The 17,641-nt window shown below is 35.5% G+C and carries 20 protein-coding genes; 15 read left to right on the top strand and 5 right to left on the bottom strand.

What is annotated here, in order from left to right; all coding sequences use genetic code 11:
• Window positions 1-23: 23 nt before the first annotated feature.
• Window positions 24-1,301, bottom strand: a complete 1,278-nt coding sequence (locus tag Q0371_RS12865; RefSeq protein ID WP_251556171.1) for an MFS transporter — start codon at window positions 1,299-1,301, stop codon at window positions 24-26.
• Between the two features lie 128 nt (window positions 1,302-1,429).
• A complete protein-coding gene (locus Q0371_RS12860; protein ID WP_251556172.1) occupies window positions 1,430-1,705 on the bottom strand; it encodes a hypothetical protein in 276 nt (91 codons plus the stop codon).
• 245 nt (window positions 1,706-1,950) lie between these two features.
• On the opposite strand from Q0371_RS12860, the gene Q0371_RS12855 reads away from it, so the two are divergent.
• Window positions 1,951-2,415, top strand: coding sequence for a hypothetical protein (locus tag Q0371_RS12855; protein WP_298471724.1), 465 nt, complete (start codon window positions 1,951-1,953; stop codon window positions 2,413-2,415).
• A 114-nt stretch (window positions 2,416-2,529) separates the two neighbouring features.
• Here Q0371_RS12855 and pepF read toward each other — a convergent pair whose 3' ends face one another.
• The gene (pepF, locus tag Q0371_RS12850) at window positions 2,530-4,341 is read right to left on the bottom strand and encodes an oligoendopeptidase F (protein ID WP_298471722.1); all 1,812 of its coding nucleotides are present in this window, start codon (window positions 4,339-4,341) and stop codon (window positions 2,530-2,532) included.
• A gap of 475 nt (window positions 4,342-4,816) precedes the next feature.
• Here pepF and Q0371_RS12845 point away from each other — a divergent pair, with 475 nt between their 5' ends.
• The 6 genes from Q0371_RS12845 to Q0371_RS12820 all read left to right on the top strand — a co-directional run bounded on the left by Q0371_RS12845 (window position 4,817) and on the right by Q0371_RS12820 (window position 11,195).
• Window positions 4,817-5,998, top strand: a complete 1,182-nt coding sequence (locus Q0371_RS12845; protein ID WP_251556174.1) for an ABC transporter substrate-binding protein — start codon at window positions 4,817-4,819, stop codon at window positions 5,996-5,998.
• A gap of 103 nt (window positions 5,999-6,101) precedes the next feature.
• Complete coding sequence (locus Q0371_RS12840) at window positions 6,102-6,974, top strand: branched-chain amino acid ABC transporter permease (RefSeq protein WP_169360146.1); 873 nt, start codon at window positions 6,102-6,104, stop codon at window positions 6,972-6,974.
• 10 nt (window positions 6,975-6,984) lie between these two features.
• The gene (locus Q0371_RS12835) at window positions 6,985-7,938 is read left to right on the top strand and encodes a branched-chain amino acid ABC transporter permease (RefSeq protein WP_251556175.1); all 954 of its coding nucleotides are present in this window, start codon (window positions 6,985-6,987) and stop codon (window positions 7,936-7,938) included.
• Window positions 7,928-8,716 (top strand): ABC transporter ATP-binding protein, encoded by a 789-nt coding sequence (locus Q0371_RS12830; protein ID WP_169360144.1) that lies wholly within the window; start codon window positions 7,928-7,930, stop codon window positions 8,714-8,716. The genes Q0371_RS12835 and Q0371_RS12830 overlap by 11 nt, the downstream gene beginning before the upstream one ends.
• Complete coding sequence (locus tag Q0371_RS12825) at window positions 8,709-9,413, top strand: ABC transporter ATP-binding protein (protein WP_251556202.1); 705 nt, start codon at window positions 8,709-8,711, stop codon at window positions 9,411-9,413. The genes Q0371_RS12830 and Q0371_RS12825 overlap by 8 nt, the downstream gene beginning before the upstream one ends.
• 237 nt (window positions 9,414-9,650) lie before the next feature.
• Window positions 9,651-11,195 (top strand): sensor domain-containing diguanylate cyclase, encoded by a 1,545-nt coding sequence (locus Q0371_RS12820; protein WP_298471714.1) that lies wholly within the window; start codon window positions 9,651-9,653, stop codon window positions 11,193-11,195.
• Window positions 11,196-11,231: 36 nt separating this feature from the next.
• Here Q0371_RS12820 and Q0371_RS12815 read toward each other — a convergent pair whose 3' ends face one another.
• Complete coding sequence (locus Q0371_RS12815; RefSeq protein ID WP_169360142.1) at window positions 11,232-11,609, bottom strand: hypothetical protein; 378 nt, start codon at window positions 11,607-11,609, stop codon at window positions 11,232-11,234.
• 82 nt (window positions 11,610-11,691) lie between these two features.
• Between Q0371_RS12815 and Q0371_RS12810 the strand changes: the two genes are divergently transcribed.
• From Q0371_RS12810 to aac(6'), 3 genes are all read left to right on the top strand, one after another.
• A complete protein-coding gene (locus Q0371_RS12810; protein ID WP_298471711.1) occupies window positions 11,692-12,144 on the top strand; it encodes an SACOL1771 family peroxiredoxin in 453 nt (150 codons plus the stop codon).
• A 188-nt stretch (window positions 12,145-12,332) separates the two neighbouring features.
• The gene (locus Q0371_RS12805; protein WP_169360140.1) at window positions 12,333-12,575 is read left to right on the top strand and encodes a hypothetical protein; all 243 of its coding nucleotides are present in this window, start codon (window positions 12,333-12,335) and stop codon (window positions 12,573-12,575) included.
• A 6-nt stretch (window positions 12,576-12,581) separates the two neighbouring features.
• Window positions 12,582-13,037, top strand: a complete 456-nt coding sequence (aac(6'), locus tag Q0371_RS12800; protein ID WP_366518591.1) for an aminoglycoside 6'-N-acetyltransferase — start codon at window positions 12,582-12,584, stop codon at window positions 13,035-13,037.
• A gap of 92 nt (window positions 13,038-13,129) precedes the next feature.
• Here aac(6') and Q0371_RS12795 read toward each other — a convergent pair whose 3' ends face one another.
• Complete coding sequence (locus Q0371_RS12795; protein ID WP_298471707.1) at window positions 13,130-13,780, bottom strand: hemolysin III family protein; 651 nt, start codon at window positions 13,778-13,780, stop codon at window positions 13,130-13,132.
• 140 nt (window positions 13,781-13,920) lie between these two features.
• Between Q0371_RS12795 and Q0371_RS12790 the strand changes: the two genes are divergently transcribed.
• The 5 genes from Q0371_RS12790 to Q0371_RS12770 all read left to right on the top strand — a co-directional run bounded on the left by Q0371_RS12790 (window position 13,921) and on the right by Q0371_RS12770 (window position 17,580).
• Window positions 13,921-14,487: a DUF1836 domain-containing protein gene (locus Q0371_RS12790; protein ID WP_298471705.1), complete on the top strand. Its 567-nt coding sequence runs from the start codon at window positions 13,921-13,923 to the stop codon at window positions 14,485-14,487.
• Window positions 14,487-16,004 (top strand): amidohydrolase, encoded by a 1,518-nt coding sequence (locus tag Q0371_RS12785; protein WP_298471703.1) that lies wholly within the window; start codon window positions 14,487-14,489, stop codon window positions 16,002-16,004. The genes Q0371_RS12790 and Q0371_RS12785 overlap by 1 nt, the downstream gene beginning before the upstream one ends.
• A 53-nt stretch (window positions 16,005-16,057) precedes the next feature.
• Window positions 16,058-16,366, top strand: a complete 309-nt coding sequence (locus tag Q0371_RS12780) for a DUF4870 domain-containing protein (RefSeq protein ID WP_169360136.1) — start codon at window positions 16,058-16,060, stop codon at window positions 16,364-16,366.
• A 27-nt stretch (window positions 16,367-16,393) separates the two neighbouring features.
• Window positions 16,394-17,215: a type II pantothenate kinase gene (coaW, locus tag Q0371_RS12775; protein WP_298471701.1), complete on the top strand. Its 822-nt coding sequence runs from the start codon at window positions 16,394-16,396 to the stop codon at window positions 17,213-17,215.
• 164 nt (window positions 17,216-17,379) lie between these two features.
• Window positions 17,380-17,580 carry a cold-shock protein gene (locus tag Q0371_RS12770; protein WP_053589685.1) on the top strand — a complete coding sequence of 67 codons (201 nt, stop codon included), beginning with the start codon at window positions 17,380-17,382 and terminating at the stop codon, window positions 17,578-17,580.
• Window positions 17,581-17,641 lie beyond the last annotated feature (61 nt).

Below are 17,641 nucleotides of genomic sequence, written 5' to 3'. Positions count from 1 at the left end.
GCAATTTCACTTTTTGCAAACTATTAGACTGCATCTACTGGAACTGGCTTCGGTGCTTCTTCTGGTTCTGGCACTTGTGTCAATACTATTATTCCGATAATAAATAAGATGATTAAGCTAAATACACCGTAAGAGGAATTCCCTGTAACTTGTGTAGTAAATCCAATTAATAAAGGTCCCATTATGGAAGCAAATTTACCGAAAATATTATAGAACCCAAAAAACTCGTTAGAATTTTCTTTTGGTATTAGCTTGCCGAAATACGATCTACTTAATGCTTGGATCCCACCTTGAGAGGTTGCTACTAGCATAGCTAAAATCCAAAAATCAGTGATAGTCTCTAAGAAAAATGCATACGTACATACAATGGTATAGACGATAATCCCTACATATAACATTTTCTTTTCAGAAAATCTAACCGCCAGCCTACCATATAGAATTGCAAATGGAGCTGCGACTACCTGGGTAACAAATAGAACAATGATTAAATCAGTAGATTTTAAGCCTAGGTCCGTACCATAGGCAGTAGACATTGAAATAATGGTTCCTACACCGTCAATGTAAAAGAAATATGCTATTAAAAATAGAAACAATGCCCGGTACTGACGAATCTCCTTAACCGTCTTTCCAAGTCGTTTAAAACTTTGTGTAATCGGATTTTTTTCTCGCTCGATATAATGAATCTGTTTTACATTTTTAAACATCGGAATAGCGAATATGATCCACCAAGCTGCGGTGATTAGGAAAGCAATGCGGCTTGCTGTGATATCTGAAATAGGAATGATATTATTGCTGGCCAAAAGAATGATGACTATACTGATTAAAAATGGGATAGCACTACCGATATATCCTAGACCGTAACCTCTAGATGATACTCGAGACATTCGCTCGTTCGTAGTGACATCAACAATGAAGCCATCATAGAAAACATTGGCTCCAGTTGCACCAAGAGCAGCAAAAGTATAGCATATTAAAAATAGATACCATTTGTCATAGGGGATAAAGGCAAGCAATGCAGTTGCTGTTACTCCTAAAAAGAAAAAGAAATAGAAAAATTTCTTTTTAAAGCCTTTATAATCGGCGATGGTACCAAGGATTGGTCCGATCATTGCTAATATAAACGTAAAAATCGCAATCGTATAACTAAGGTAAACCGTTGAATCAGCTGTATCAATGCCAGCAGCAGTAGCTGACCCTTTATAAAAAATAGGAAAAATTGCAGTAGTAATTATGATGGAATATGCGGAGCTACCCCAGTCGTAGAGAGCCCAACTATTTTCTTCCTTTGTAAACTTTTTCATCATTTTCCCCCTTCCCGTCTGATAATATTGTACATGATTTGTAACAAAGTTTGTAAAAATTTCTGAAATTTTACAACTCTTTTTTGTTCCATAATGGTGGGAAGAGAGAGGATTCCCCGTGAATAGCTTTATTTCATTTTAATTGAAATTTCGGAAACAACATAGGCTAGAGGGTCATTGCCAAACAACTGTAGTACTTGAATTACGCTTTGAGTGTCTACATCTACAGCATTTATTTCTGTTTCTTCTACTGCTTTTGCTAAAGCTTCATTCGTTGCTTGTTCCGGATAGGCAGTTTGATAAAGTGCAAAAGGGTCTACTTCATGGTTAATACACCATTGTGCAAATAATTGAATCATCATATTCTCATCTTGTTCGTATTGCTCAATCACTTTGTTTTTCATATTTACTCCTTGTTAAGTCATATTTTATGGCTTATTTGATTATATCTTTAAAAAAGTGGTTAGACAGGATTGGTTATTTAATTAGTATAATTATAGCAAAGTTCGTTAAATATAGAAGTAGTTTAAAAGCGGAAGGAGGGTGTATCAACGGTTTGTTGGAATACTACTATAAAACAAGTTGCTAATAGTTAACTATAAATTTATGTATTTTGATAAAAAAATAATAGATTAAGGGGAATGTATTAATGGCAATATTAAAAGACTATACAGAACAACCAACTTGTGAAGTTGAATTAAATATAGAATCAGTAAATGATATGAGCGTAAAATTCAACATTTGTTTCCGTTCTGGTCACAGTTTCCCTGCCGTACATTCAAAATCAATACGCTGTTTAAAAGAAGATTTCCTGGAAATGTTAAGTGATTTAAAACGACTAAATAACACATATTTAAGTATGCTAGAACATAAAGATCCAGGGTTGTGTATTTATCATATTCCTCAGTTTGGTACTTATTACTATCCTAACTATGGATTATTGGTGCCTGAGAAGGAAAGGGATTTACGCTATAGATTAATTTTTGTTTTAGATGCAGGTGAGCTGAATCATCGAATGGCAACAGAATGTGGACCCGCCTTATGTTTAATAGTTAGGATGGAACAAATTAATGAATTTGCTAACAGTTTAATTGCTCAAGTAAATACTGTTTAAGAAATAACTGATACTCACTAATGAAATAATAAGCCCCAGAAATTTTACGAGTGGTAAAATTTCTGGGGCGTTTTAAATTTTTTTGCAGTATCGTTTAGCTTGTTCGTTCTTAACTTACTTGCTGTCAATTTCCTCTGTTAAGCTTTCAAGTTCATCAATAAGTGAACCAATATATGCAATTGTATCTCGGAGTGGTTCATCAGTTGTAATGTCCACACCAGCCATTTTAGCTAATTCTACTGGCGATTTAGTTCCACCAGCCTTTAATACTTCTAACCATTCGTCTACTGCCGGCTGTCCTTCGTTTAGTATACGTTTAGCAACCTGCGTGGAGATGGTTAAACCTGCACTATATGTGTATGGATATAATCCCATATAGTAATGTGGCTGTCTCATCCAAGTAAGCTCTGCTCCATCTGTTATTTCCACAGAATCTCCCCAGAATTCTTCTAAAACCTCTCGCTTGTATGCATTTAAAATTTCAGCATTTACATTTTGCCCTTGATCTACACGCTCATAAACTTTACGTTGATAAGCTGCTTCTAGTAAATGAGTAACAAAGTTATGATAATAGGTTCTAGCAACAATGGAAGATATTACCCAACGTTTAAATTTAGGGTCATCCGAACTTTTCAAAAGATGATTGGCAACTAACATTTCATTCATTGTGGAAGGCGCCTCGATAAAATATAAAGATGGACGAGAATTAAATAGATTTTGTTCTTGGTGTGCAAAATAGAAATGACCCGCATGACCAAGCTCGTGAGCTAGTACAAATACTTCATTCATTCGACTCGACCAGGATATTAAAATGTATGGGTGACTACCATATGGACTAGAACAGAAAGCGCCCGTGGATTTTCCTTCATTTTGTGCAAAGTCTACCCAGCGTTCTTTATAAGAGCGATCAACCATTTCTAAATACTTATCACCCATTACTGATAATGATTCATTAATATACTTCTTGGACTCTTCTATTGTAATAGTCGGCTCATAGTTTGGATCTAGGGCAATCTTTAAATCAGCGAAGGTCATCTTATCTAAGCCATGTACCTTTTGAAGTAATTTTGCATATTTCCTCATATGTGGTGCTAATTCTTTTGTGATTAGATCTATTTGACGGTTATATAAAGATCGATCGACTTCTTGGTCGAACAATAAATATTCAAATACCGAATCGTATCCTCGCAGGTCAGCCGTTGTTTTTTCTTGTTGAAGCGCAATGTCATACGTTTTTGCAGTGGTATGCTGATATTCCTTCAATTTAGATGAAAAAGCTTCAAATGCTGCTCTTCGAAGAACTGTATCTGTTTCAGCTTCCCAATCATTTTCAAAGGAAACGTAGCTTAATGGATATGGTTTTCCGTTTACCTCAAAGTCAGGAAAAGAAATATCCAATAATTTAGTTGTTTCATATAAATTATAAGGCGCATCAAATGTTGGAGAGTAGGCAGCTAATACCTTTTCCACTTCTGGGTGAAGCGTATGTTTCTTTCTTTCTAGTAACTTCACTAAATAGTTTTCGTAAGAAGAATCCAGTTTTGCTGCTTCCTCAAGTAACTCTGTAGGCAATTCTAATAGTTCGCTGTCAACAAAAGATGTTTGGCTAGCAACCTTGCCAGCTAATGAACTAAATTGACCGGCTCTCATTTGAGCTTCCGTATTTGACTGGTCTTCCGTAATCGCTAATCTTGCATAGCTACCTAACAAACTAAATTTCATATAAAGAGACTGATATTCCTCCAAAGCATCAATGATGACATTAGCGCTATCTAATTTCCCTTTATACTTTTCAACGAATACAGGGACATTTTTCTCTATTTCTGCGTAAGCATCTTTATATTCCTTTTCCGAAGCAAATAAATCCTTTAAGTTCCAAGTTTCTTCTATTTTAACCTCTGATCTTTTTGGTAAACTTTGTACCATTCCCATCTCTCCTTAATATTACGGATATCGAACTATAAATAATTATAACGGAACTTAATAGAAAAGTAATTATTTTTCTTATATTCAGATTTATTAAATGGAGCGGCTTTTATGTAGAGCTAAGACAATGAGCATATATACTACTTTTTTTATTAATTGTTCGTGCTTAACTTTTAAAAAGGGATTATGAAATTGACACATTTAAATGATATCAAAGTTAAACTGATCAGTTTTTTGAAGTTAGTATTTCATCATTTTCAATAATAGAATTATGAAAATGATGCCACTTTTTTATTTAATATATTGATATACTAAAGATTATAAAGATTCGAATTAGTCAAATTTTTATAGACTGATTCCTATCTTTGTTTTACAATGTAATTGTATTACGAAAGGATAATTTTGGATGAAGTTAACTATAAGAAAGAGATATTAGTACGCTTTTCAATTTCAAAATTTTCAAACAACAAAGGGGATGCATTTTATGAAAAAATCAAAGTTTGCTTCATTATTCCTAGCCTCGACCCTTCTCATTGGAGTTTTGGCAGGTTGCAATAGTGAAGGCGGTTCAGGGGATGGCGGAGATACGATTAAAATTGGTATTAATCTTGAGCTATCTGGTGGAGTTGCTTCCTACGGACAATCAGAAGACAAAGCAATTGATCTGGCTGTAGAGGAAATTAATGACGATGGTGGTATTGACGGGAAGAAAATCGAACTTGTAAAAGTAGATAATAAATCGGATGCTGGTGAAGCCACCAGTGGAGCAATTAAGCTTATTACAAAAGATAAAGTAGTCGCTATCATTGGAGCTGCAACTAGTGGTAACACTGTAGCTCAAGTAGAAGTTGCTGGAAAAAATAAAGTACCACTTATCTCTCCATCAGGCACGAGTACTACAGTAACCGTTACTGATAAGGGTAAACTAAATGAGTTTGCTTTCCGCACAGCGTTTATTGACCCATTTCAGGGAACAGTAGCAGCAAATTTTGCCGCTAATGAGTTAAAAGTTAAAAACGTAGCGATTTACGCAGATAACAGTAGTGATTATGCGAAAGGCTTAGCAGCTTCCTTTAAGAAGGATTTTGAAGCTGCAGGCGGAAAAATTGTTGCACAGGAATCTTATGTTGCTAAAGATACAGATTTCCGTTCTACATTAACAAGTCTTAAATCTAAAAATCCAGATTTCATCTTTATCCCTGGTTATTACGAGGAAGTTGGTCTTATCGTTAAGCAAGCTCGTGAAATGGGGATTACAGTACCATTGATGGGAGCAGATGGATGGGATTCACCGGATATTGTTGATTTAGCAGGGGCAGATGCATTAAATAACACATATATTATCACTGCTTATTCTTCAGAGGATCCAGATGGTAAAGCTAAAGCTTTCTCAGATAAGTTTAATGAAAAATACGGGGAAGCTCCTAACTCCTTCCACGCTTTAGGCTATGACACCGTTTATCTATTAAAGGATGCAATTGAGAGAGCAGATTCAACAGATGGAACAAAAATTAAAGAGGCATTAGAAGCAACAGATAATCTAGATCTTGTAACTGGACTTTATTCAATGGATGAGAATCACCACCCAGTGAAATCAGCAACCATTATAGAGTTCGTAGATGGAGAGCAAGTGTTTAATACAAAGGTTAATCCATAAAATATTGTTACTAATAACGGAGGGATTCATTCCCTCCTTTTCTGTGACTCTATGAAAAACGGGGTTAGGCTTGTGCTGCCCTAAATATAAGGAGTGTAACTACATGGAATGGGTTCAACAGTTGATTAATGGTATTTCACTAGGAAGTATATATGCCTTAATCGCCCTTGGATATACAATGGTTTATGGAATTATTAAGTTAATAAACTTTGCTCATGGCGATGTATTTATGGTAGGTTCTTTCATTGGTTTCTATTCAATTACCGTATTTGGTTTAGGCTTTTTTCCCGCACTTATTATTTCAATGACTGTCTGTGCATTATTTGGTGTTCTAATAGAGCGCATTGCCTATAAACGACTAAGAAATGCTACGCGTATAGCGGCTTTAATTACTGCCATAGGGGTTTCTTTACTCATTGAATATGGAGTGATTTATATAAGAGGTGCTCAATCTGAGGCATACCCAGATTTCTTTAAGAAAAACTTTGAACTATTTGGTGTGCAAATAGGTATGCAGTCCATCTTAATCTTGTCTGTTTCCGTTGCATTAATGATTATTCTGCAATTTATCGTACATAAAACGAAAACAGGAAAGGCAATGAGAGCTGTTTCTCATGACACAGAGGCGGCAAAATTAATGGGTATTAACGTAGACAACACAATTTCCGCAACTTTTGCAATTGGTTCAGCCCTAGCGGGTGCTGCTGGTGTTATTTTTGGAGTTTACTATACAAAGATTGACCCATTAATGGGAGTTATTCCAGGGGTAAAGGCCTTTATAGCAGCAGTATTAGGGGGAATTGGAATTATACCTGGAGCAATGGTAGGAGGTCTACTTTTAGGTGTTATTGAATCTGCTGTAAGTGCAATAGGCTTCTCTTTGTGGAGAGATGCAGCAGCATTTGTCATTCTAATATTAATACTTATCTTTAGACCATCAGGTATTTTTGGCAAAAATGCACGAGAGAAAGTGTAGGTGTATACGTATGAAGAAAACCTCTAAACAATTTTGGCTATTTGTTGTATTGGGGATAGCCATCTATGCCGTCATACAGCTTCTTATTATGAACGGGATTATAGATCAATTTTATAGTAATACAATTATTGTTATATCTATTAATATTATATTAGCCGTAAGCTTACACCTTATAATTGGGATTACCGGACAGTTTTCTATAGGGCATGCAGGATTCTTAGCGATTGGGGCATATATTTCAGCTATTGTGACTATGAGGCTTGAATTACCATTTTTCTTAGCCATAATAATAGGTGGAATTGTTGCTGCTTTAGCTGGGTTGATCGTTGGCATTCCTAGTCTTCGCTTAAAGGGAGACTACTTAGCGATAGCAACGCTTGGCTTCGCTGAAATTATTCGTATTGTTTTCTTGAATATCGACTATGTTGGTGGAGCTTCCGGTATGCAGGTTGACCATATGACCACATGGACTACAGCATTCATCTGCTTAGCAATTACTATCTTGGTGATTGTCAATTTCACAAATTCAAGACATGGTATTGCCTCCATTTCAGTTAGGGAAAATGAAATTGCTGCAGATGCCATGGGAATAAATACGACTTATTATAAGGTAGCAGCATTTGCAATCGGTTCCTTTTTTGCTGGAGTAGCAGGCGCTCTTTACTCACATAATTTTTATATCATTCAACCAAGTCAATTTGGTTTCTTGAAATCGTTCGACATTTTAATCTTTGTTGTTCTAGGAGGATTAGGGAGCTTATCTGGAGCCGTTTTATCAGCTATCCTATTAACCGTCGTTTCAACGTATCTACAAGGATATCCAGAAACTCGAATGATCATATACAGTCTCGTCCTAATCATTGTTATGTTGTATAGACCAAAAGGATTAATGGGGACGATGGAGATTACAGATTACTTTAAAATGTGGAGAACACCAAAAGGGGGCAGTCAATATGGAAAATAGGCCTTTACTAGAGGTGATAAATGCCGGAATTCAATTTGGGGGCTTGAAGGCTGTCCAAAATTTAAATATGGTTTTAAATGAGGGAGAGCTTGTAGGTTTAATAGGGCCAAACGGAGCAGGGAAAACAACGAGCTTTAACCTATTGACTGGGGTCTATGCACCTACCACTGGAGATATTATGTTTAACGGGGAAAGAATTAATGGATTAGCCCCCTTTAAAGTAACTAGGAAAGGCATAAGTCGAACCTTTCAAAATATTCGTCTGTTTAATGAATTGACTGTCTTAGAAAATGTGAAGGTCGCTTATCATTCTTTAGCTAAGCATACGATGCTTAGCTCCATTCTTCGACTACCTTCTCATTTTAAAGGTGAGCAAGAGATGGAAGAGAAATCTATCGAATTTTTGAAGATATTTAAATTAGATAGATATAAGGATGAGCTTGCTAAAAACCTTCCTTATGGTCAACAGAGACGGTTGGAGGTTGCAAGAGCTTTAGCAGCAGGGCCTAAGCTACTTTTATTAGATGAGCCAGCAGCTGGGATGAATCCTAAAGAAACAAAAGAACTGATGGATCTAATAGGGTTTATTCGTGAAAAGTTTAATTTAACCATTCTGCTGATTGAGCACGATATGAATCTTGTAATGGGTGTTTGCGAAAGAATTTATGTATTAGACCATGGACAGCTTTTAGCAGAAGGCACTCCTCAAGAAATACGAAATCATCCAAAGGTCATTGAGGCTTATTTGGGAGAGGAGGTTCCAAATGTCCATGCTTAAAGTAGAAAATATGGACGTGTATTATGGGAATATCCAAGCTTTACATAATATATCGTTAGAAGTGAATGAAGGAGAAATTGTTACGTTAATCGGAGCGAACGGGGCTGGAAAAAGCACGCTCCTTAAAACTCTATCTGGATTGTTAAAGCCTAAGAAGGGGAAAATCGAGTTTTTAGGCAAATCTATAACAGGGAAAGCAGCTCAAACGATAGTAAAGGCTGGTATATCTCATGTACCAGAGGGGCGAAGAGTTTTTGCCAATCTTACTGTAGAGGAAAATCTCGAACTAGGAGCATTTCTTCGTAAGGATAAGGCAGGCATTAATTCAGATTTAACAAAGGTTTATGAAACTTTTCCAAGATTGTTAGAAAGAAGAAAGCAGCTATCCGGAACACTCTCCGGGGGAGAACAGCAAATGCTTGCCATTGGGCGTGCCATTATGGCAAAGCCTAAACTAGTGTTACTAGACGAACCGTCGATGGGATTGGCTCCGCTTATGGTTCAAACTATTTTTAAAGTCATAGAAGAAATAAATAATGACGGCACCACCGTATTATTAGTTGAACAAAATGCCCATATGGCACTTTCCATAGCTAATAGAGGATACGTTATTGAAACAGGTAAGGTAGTATTATCTGGACCTGCAAGGGAGCTACAATCGAGTGAAGAAGTTAAGCTTGCTTATTTAGGTGGTTAATAAAAGATGCTAGGAGAAAAAGTGAGCTTGGTAACTATCAAGCTCATTTTCCTTTTTATAAGGTATAAGGGATGTCAAATCTTTAACATCACACAACTTTTCGCCTATTTGAAAAAAGAATTTTTCTTCTCTTTTTCTCCATATCAATCAAAATATCTATTATCTATAGTTATTCATATATAAATAATGCTACAATGAGAAAATGTAGTAATTATATTGTATAAATTTGGAGGAAACATGATAAGAACGTTACGTTTTTGGATTTTAACTTTAATTTCATTTTCAATCATTGGCATACTGACAAGCTCACTCTTTTCAAGCTATTTAGTGACAAAAGATAGCTTGATTGATAACTCGTTGGAGCAAAACCAAGTATATTCTAAAAAGCTGGCGGAAATGTCAGAGGAGCTTTTTTCTTCTATGCAACTTAACCTTGAAGGGAGAAAAGCTGATATTATCAAGCTATTGGATAATCCGACAGAATTAACAATAGTATTGAACCAGCTAATAGTAACAAGTAAAAACTTTAACTCTGTCTCAGTTATTGATAAGAACGGTCTCGCGATAGCTACTTCTCCTAATGTAGGAATTGCTGGTACTGTTATTCAATCCGAAGGTGTTAAAGAAGCATTAGATAAGAAAGAGAATATTATTACAAAACCATATATGGCTGCGACAGGTAGATTACTAGTTCTTGTATCCACCCCGCTTTTTAATGAACAAAATGAGTACCTAGGAATGCTGAATGGAACCATCTATTTAGAAGAGGATAATTTTATACGAAACATATTAGCAGAGCATTATTCTAAAGATGGATCGTATGTTTATGTCGTAGACCATTCAGGAACGCTTATTTATCACCCTGATGAAAAGAGAATCGGAGAAGTAGTAAAAAGTAATGAGATAGTAGAGAGCCTAATCAGAGGGGACAGTGGCTCAAGTATTACAGAAAATACGAAGGGTGACCTTTACGTGGCTGGATATACTTTAATAGAAGCAAGCAGATGGGGAGTAGTATCACAAACCCCTTATGCTTCAAGTATAGAGCCTCTTGCTGGAATCATATTGAAGATATTTTTATATGCACTTCCTTTTATAGTTTTATTTCTTGTAGTAGCTTTTGTGCTTTCAACTAAACTAGCTTCTCCATTACAAAAACTTGCGATGTACACAATGGATCCTCAATTTAATAGAAATGAGCTAGAAATTCCGACATGGTATTTTGAAGCTAAGCAGTTAACCGAAACTGTTGAAAACTATCGAAAACAGCAAGAAGAAACTGTGGAGGATTTTAAAACTCAATCCTTAACTGATCCTTTAACTGGGCTAAAAAATAGAAGGTTTGCAGAATATCTTTATAGTCATTTAATCGAGAGTAAAAATAACTTCTCGATGATTATGGTGGATATCGATTTCTTTAAAAAAGTAAATGATGAGTTTGGACATAATGCAGGGGATGAGGTTTTGCAATTCTTAGCTTACCGAATGAATAGGGTCACTCGTGAAGAAGATTATATCATTCGATTAGGTGGCGAAGAATTTGCAATTGTTATGCCGAATACTCTACTAGAGGAAGCATACCGTATTGCGGAGATACTGAGGAAAGATATTGAATCTACATTACCTCCAACCAATAAGGCTATTACCATATCTTCTGGAGTGGGGGAATACAAATATAAGGCTGAAGCGATTTCTTCATTCATGGACCGTATTGATCAGGCTCTATATAAGGCAAAATCTAATGGGCGTAATCAAACGATTATATCCAAGTATTCAAAATAACGTAAAAAGGTTTTAGCCAGTAGCTAAAACCTTTTGTCATTGTACATTGTTCATCTTTTTAATGAGATAAAATACAGCCTCTATAATTATTCCTATTACTAACCCAAAAGCACTAAACATAAACAGGGAGAGGATTCCGATTATATCACCGTTTCCTTCAGAATTTATAATGAAGGAGCGGAAAAGGTCAATGAAACCTATTGCCAATCCAAACGTAAATAAATAAAATGCTTTGTAGAGGTTGTATAATAGCATAGCCCCAGCTGTTACTCCTGCTACAATGGAAAAGGCTGCAAAAGCAATAAAGTTCATAATAACTAATTCTTGTCCTAATACATACCTAACACCTAGAATGAGTAAAAAAAGCGAAGCTACAATGATGAAACCAGCAATTTTTCCATAATTTTTTAACAAATTAAACGCCTACCTTCTCTTTTTATAATATAGGAAAGTGGCACAATTTCCAATACATCGATAAGAAAGGTTTGATCAAATTATGACGGAACATCTATTTCATTTAAAAGCGAATTGGCCTGGAGGCAGAAATGACGTGGGAGATATTCACTCTGGGAATTTACAAACTAATATCTCCATACCAACAGAAATGGACGGACCTGGAATTGGAACTAACCCTGATGAAATGCTTTTAGGTGCTGCAGCGACTTGTTATATTATTACACTGGCTGCAATGATGGAGAGAAGTAAAGTAAATACAGAAAACTTAGAGATGAACTCAACTGCTATAGTAGATGTTACAAATGGTGTTTTTACTTATAAAAAAATTATTCATCGTCCGATAATTATAATAACAGATGAAAAAGACAGACTAGTATCAGAAAAGCTCGCTATTAAAGCAGAACAAAGCTGTATGATAAGTAAGGCATTGCGAGGAAATGTGGATATTGAAGTAGAATATTCCATAAATATAACGGATAAATCGATTTCATAAAATAGGGAAGAACGATATAACTAAATGATTATTTTGATTTCCATACCTTTAAGTTAAATTGCTAAATAGAAGTTATAATAACCGATATTTTTCAATGTTGATTTTTTATTGATTGTTCATGTTTTTACTTTATAAAAGGAATTACATCTTTAATTAAAACTACATTTTGATTAATAGGGGTGAATACAGTGGAATGGATAATAATACCAGCTTTAATTTTTTCTGTACCTGTCATAAGAGCGATAACAGATCACTTAGAAGAAAAAGCACGTATAAAAGCTAGCTCTGTTAAAGATGCGTTAGAACTAGAAAGACTAAAACAAGAAAATTTTATCATTGAAACCGAAAAGATGAAAATAGAATTGGAACAAATGAGATTACAATCTCCCTCTCCAAGCTTAGACTTTTCCGTTACTAAAAAGGAGGTTTAGCATTGTATGGAAGGTATAATGATGATTAAACGAGCTGAAATAGAAGATTCAATGGATGTAGTCAGTTTAGCTTCTCTTCTATGGCCAGGACACAACATAGAAGAGTTTAAAATAGAAACAGACCAGCTGATAAAAAACGAGAATGCGATTGTTTATCTAGCATATGGTCCTTTAGGAGAACCAATAGGATTTGCACAGTGTCAAATTCGAACAGACTATGTTGAAGGAACTAGTACAACGCCAGTAGGCTATTTGGAAGGACTTTTTGTGAAAAAAACGTTCAGGAGATCAGGCATAGCCAAGCAGCTAGTTAAACATTGCGAAGACTGGTCTATTTTAAAAGGCTGTAGGGAGTTTGCTAGTGACTGTGAGCTAGACAATGAGGAGAGTTATAACGTCCACCTGAAGCTAGGCTTTAAAGAAGTAAATCGTGTCATTGCTTTTGCTAAAAAGCTGACTTAAACATGAGGAAATTATGAAAGGCACTTTCTGTTCAATTTGAACGGGAGGTGCCTTTCTCATCGGCTATATTTTGTTTATACAACGTGGAAGGTTTATATCACATATTCATATACACATATAAAATGAAATATGGTTCCGAGCAATATAAAAATATGGAAAATTTCGTGGAAGCCTAATTTTTTTATAAATGGTAGATTAGGCTTTATACCATATATGATTCCGCCTATCGTATAGAAAATGCCTCCTCCAACTAAATATAAAAGTCCATGGGTACCAAGACTTTCAGCTAAAGAAGGAGCAAGAAAGATAATAATCCATCCCATTCCTATATAAAGGGCTGTGGAAATCCATCTTGGGCAATCAAACCAGACCATCTTAAATAATATTCCTGAAAAAGCTAGGATTCCAATTAAACCAAATAATAGATATCCTGTTGACCCCTTTAAAGTAATCAGGCAAAAAGGAGCATATGTGCCAGCGATGAGTAAATAAATCATTGAATGGTCTAAACGGCGTAAAAACTGAATAACACGTTCTTTCGATTTAACCGCATGATACGTGGCAGAAGCTGTGTAAAGCAATATCATACTAACGCCAAATATAGAGAGAGCTGTTAATGTTAGGCTCGTTGCGTTTAAGGTAACTCCTTTCATAATCATGAGGAATAACCCGATTATTCCTAAAATAGCTCCAAATAAATGAGATAAGGAGTTAAAAGGTTCTCTAATATAATTTTCTAGCATAAAATGAATGCCTCCACTTCAATATGTAGTTTTGATAACTACATATAATGATATATTGATATGTGTTGGTAGTCAAGGTTTACCTTTATTGTGTTTTAAGTTACTATGTTTTTAAGTATTACTAGGAGGTTCATTTATTTATGAATGATTTAAATAGGTTAATTGACCGTTTAGCTTTAGACACTGCCATTAAAGAAGAGGATATACCGGAAATAGACTTATACATGGACCAGGTTATACAGCTTTTTGATGCTAAATACGGGACGACCATTCGAAGTGATGAAGACAAGGTATTAACTAAAACGATGATTAACAATTATGCAAAGGGCAAGCTATTCGTTCCGATAAAAAATAAGAAGTACTCTAAACAACATATTATGTTGATTAATCTTATTTACCATTTAAAAGGATCACTTTCCATCAGTGATGTGAAAGAAACTTTATCTCCCTTAAAGGAGAAAATGGCTTCAGATGAATTTACATTAAATAATTTTTATCAATACTTTATTTCCCTTCAGCAAAATAATAAACAAGTCTTTTTAAAAGAAATTCAAGATTTAGATAAACTAACTAAAGAATTAGAGGCCGAGGAGGAATTACAAAAACTACTGTTAATTTCTTCTCTAGCTAATATGAGTAATTTTTATAGAAGAGCTGCGGAGTTGCTGGTTGATGAGCTTGCTCCTAAAGAAAAGGAGAAAAAATAATGAAAACTCTTTGGACAGACGGAAGTATTTATAAAATGGATTCGGAAAATTCTATGACGGAAGCAGTTTTAACAGAAGGTGGAAAAATTATCCGAACAGGTGAAAAAGAAAAATTACTTCCCATGGCCGACATAGTTATTTCCCTTGAGGGGTCTGCAATGTACCCGGGATTGGTAGATAGTCATATTCATTTAATCGGTCACGGGGAAAAGCTTTCCTATCTCGACCTTTCTGGCTTTACATCCATAGAAGACATAGTGACAGAGGTAAGAAAAAAAGTCGTTCCTGGTCAGTGGTACGTAACAGAGGGCTGGAACGATAACAATTTAATAGAGAGTCGCCCTATTACTCGAGCTGATCTAGACGGTGTTATACAAGAAAGCCCAATCGTATTAAAAAGAATTTGTAGACATGTCCTTGTAACGAATTCCATAGCAATGGAAATTGCGGGGATAACCGAAGAAACTACTAGTCCAGTTGGTGGAATGATAGGAAGAGACGATAATGGTAGATTAAACGGGCTATTCTACGATGAGGCACAGAATCTAATCACTTCTCACATCCCACCAGTTACCTCAGATTACTTAGCAGACGTTATACGATTAAGTATCCAAGATTTACTCTCAAAGGGACTTACAGGCGTGCATACGGAGGATATGTCCTATTACGGGCCATATAATGTGCCATTAAAAGCGTACCACGATGCTGTAGAAGAAAATTTTAAAGTTCACCTGTTAAGACATCATTTAGTTTTTGAACAAATGCAGGGAGAGGTACCTACTGAATTCATAGAATTTGGTGCGATGAAAATTTTTGTAGACGGTTCATTGGGAGGAAGAACAGCTCTATTGTCTACTGATTATTTTGATGCCACTGGAACACAAGGGGTAGCTGTTCATCCTGAAGAAAAACTTGAGCAATTAGTGAAATTAGCTCGAGATTACCAAGAAAATATAGCAGTGCATGTAATTGGAGATAAGGCTACAGAGCTTATATTGGATGTAATCGAAAAATATCCGCCACCTCATCCGAAAAAGGATCGGCTCATTCACGTAAATGTTTTACGGAAGGATTTAATAGAAAGAATGCGCAAGCTTCCTTTAGTATTAGATATCCAGCCAATATTTGTTCCTTCAGATTTTCCTTGGGTAAGAGAACGATTAGGAAGCGAAAGAATGGAGTGGGCATATGCCTGGAAGACTCTTATAGCTGCTGGATTAGAATGCTCAGGCGGTTCAGATTCGCCGATTGAAAATGCGGATCCATTTTTGGCCATGGATGCTGCAGTAAACAATGTGTGGAATCCTGCTCAGTCATTGTCCTTGTATGAAGCACTTTGTCTTTATACAATAGGTAGTGCTAAGGCAATAGGTAAGGGGCTTTCTCGAGGAAAAATTGAATCAGGCTATGATGCTGATTTTACAATTGTTAATGAGCCGCTTACCGTAAGTAATCTAGCGAAGGTGTCTGTGTGTAAAACAGTAGTAGCAGGGAATATTGTCTATGAAAGAAAATGAAACTAATTATCTGTATATCCGTATAATAAGTTAAAGAAAAAGGAGGTTATATCATGGAAAATACAGGGCTAAAAGTATTATTACATGCAAGCACTTGGTTTGCACCGTTTTTAGTACCATTTGTGTTGTACTTAGTAGTAGATAATCATGAAATTAGAAAGTTATCTATTCAAGCAGTACTTTTTCAATTAGTAATGTCAGTCCTACTGTTTATATCATTTCTACTGATATTTATTATAATAGGTATTCCATTAGTAATAATTTTTGCTATAATGGCTTTTGTTGTCCCGATTATAGGTATAATTAAAGCAATCAATGGCGAAACATTTAATTATCCTATTGTGGGATCATGGATTAAATAAGGGCTGTAATGTAAAAGGGGAAAAAGTATGACTACTAGAATTGGTATTGATGCAGGTGGAACTTTAACGAAAGTCGCTTACTGGAACGATGAAAATATAATGTCCTTTAAAAGTTTTCTATCCTCAGATTTTCAAAGTGTAAAAGAGTGGGTGGAAAGTAAGCATTCGTCAAGTTCTATCTGCCTTACTGGTGGTCGAGCAGAACAACTAAAAAAGATCCTTTTGTCAAAAGAGGATCTTCCTTATGTAGTTGAGTTTGATGCAACGATGAATGGTGTGATGCATCAAATGAAACAGGAAATCATTAATAGTAGCTCGGCAATCATTGCAAATATTGGTACAGGTACTTCAATACATATTATGCATGATAACTCGCATGCTCGAATTGGTGGAACTGGAGTAGGTGGGGGAACACTTTTAGGATTGGGAATGGCATTAACAGGTTTAACAGATTATAAGGAAATGATTCAGTTATCTTTAAATGGAAATAGATCGGCAATAGATGTTTTAGTAAGTGATATTTATAAAGATAACAAATTACCAATAACTGGATCGCTTACTGCTAGTAATTTTGGTGGTGTTTCATTAAAAAACGAAGAAACAAGAACAAACGCAGATCTGATTGCAGGTATCCAGGGTATAATTGGTGAAGTTGTGGCAACATTATGTATACAAGCTGCAGATGCTCATGGTGTCGAGGACATAATTTATATAGGTTCTACACTAGAAGATAATATATTGCTTCAGGAAATTATTGAATCCTATACGATACTAAAAAAGAAAAATCCAATATTTTTAGAAAAACATGGGTATAGTGGAGCGATTGGTGCATTATTGGAAAACAATTAAAAAAGATTTTGGATAATTGTTGCATTATTAGGATAGGCGTGTTATATTTAAAGAGGATTATTTTTGTTCGGTTAGTTAGTAGGTGGCAACACTTTTACTTAACAGTGTTGAGCAAGGATAGTAACACAATGTATGCACAATTTGCATACGAGGAGGATACACACATGGAACAAGGTAAAGTAAAATGGTTTAACTCAGAAAAAGGATTCGGATTTATCGAACGCGAAGGCGGAGACGATGTATTCGTACATTTCTCAGCTATCCAAAGCGAAGGTTTCAAATCTCTTGACGAAGGTCAAGAAGTTACTTTTGAAATCGAGCAAGGCCAACGTGGTCTTCAAGCTACTAACGTAGTTAAAGCTTAATTTTAAACCTAAACTTTAACAGGCTCTCATTTCGAGGGTCTGTTTTTTTGTGTTATCATAT

This window comes from uncultured Psychrobacillus sp. (assembly GCF_938022135.1).
Lineage (GTDB): Bacteria > Bacillota > Bacilli > Bacillales_A > Planococcaceae > Psychrobacillus.
The sequence above is the reverse complement of the archived record's forward strand: the minus strand, read 5'-3'. Positions and strand labels throughout refer to the sequence as shown.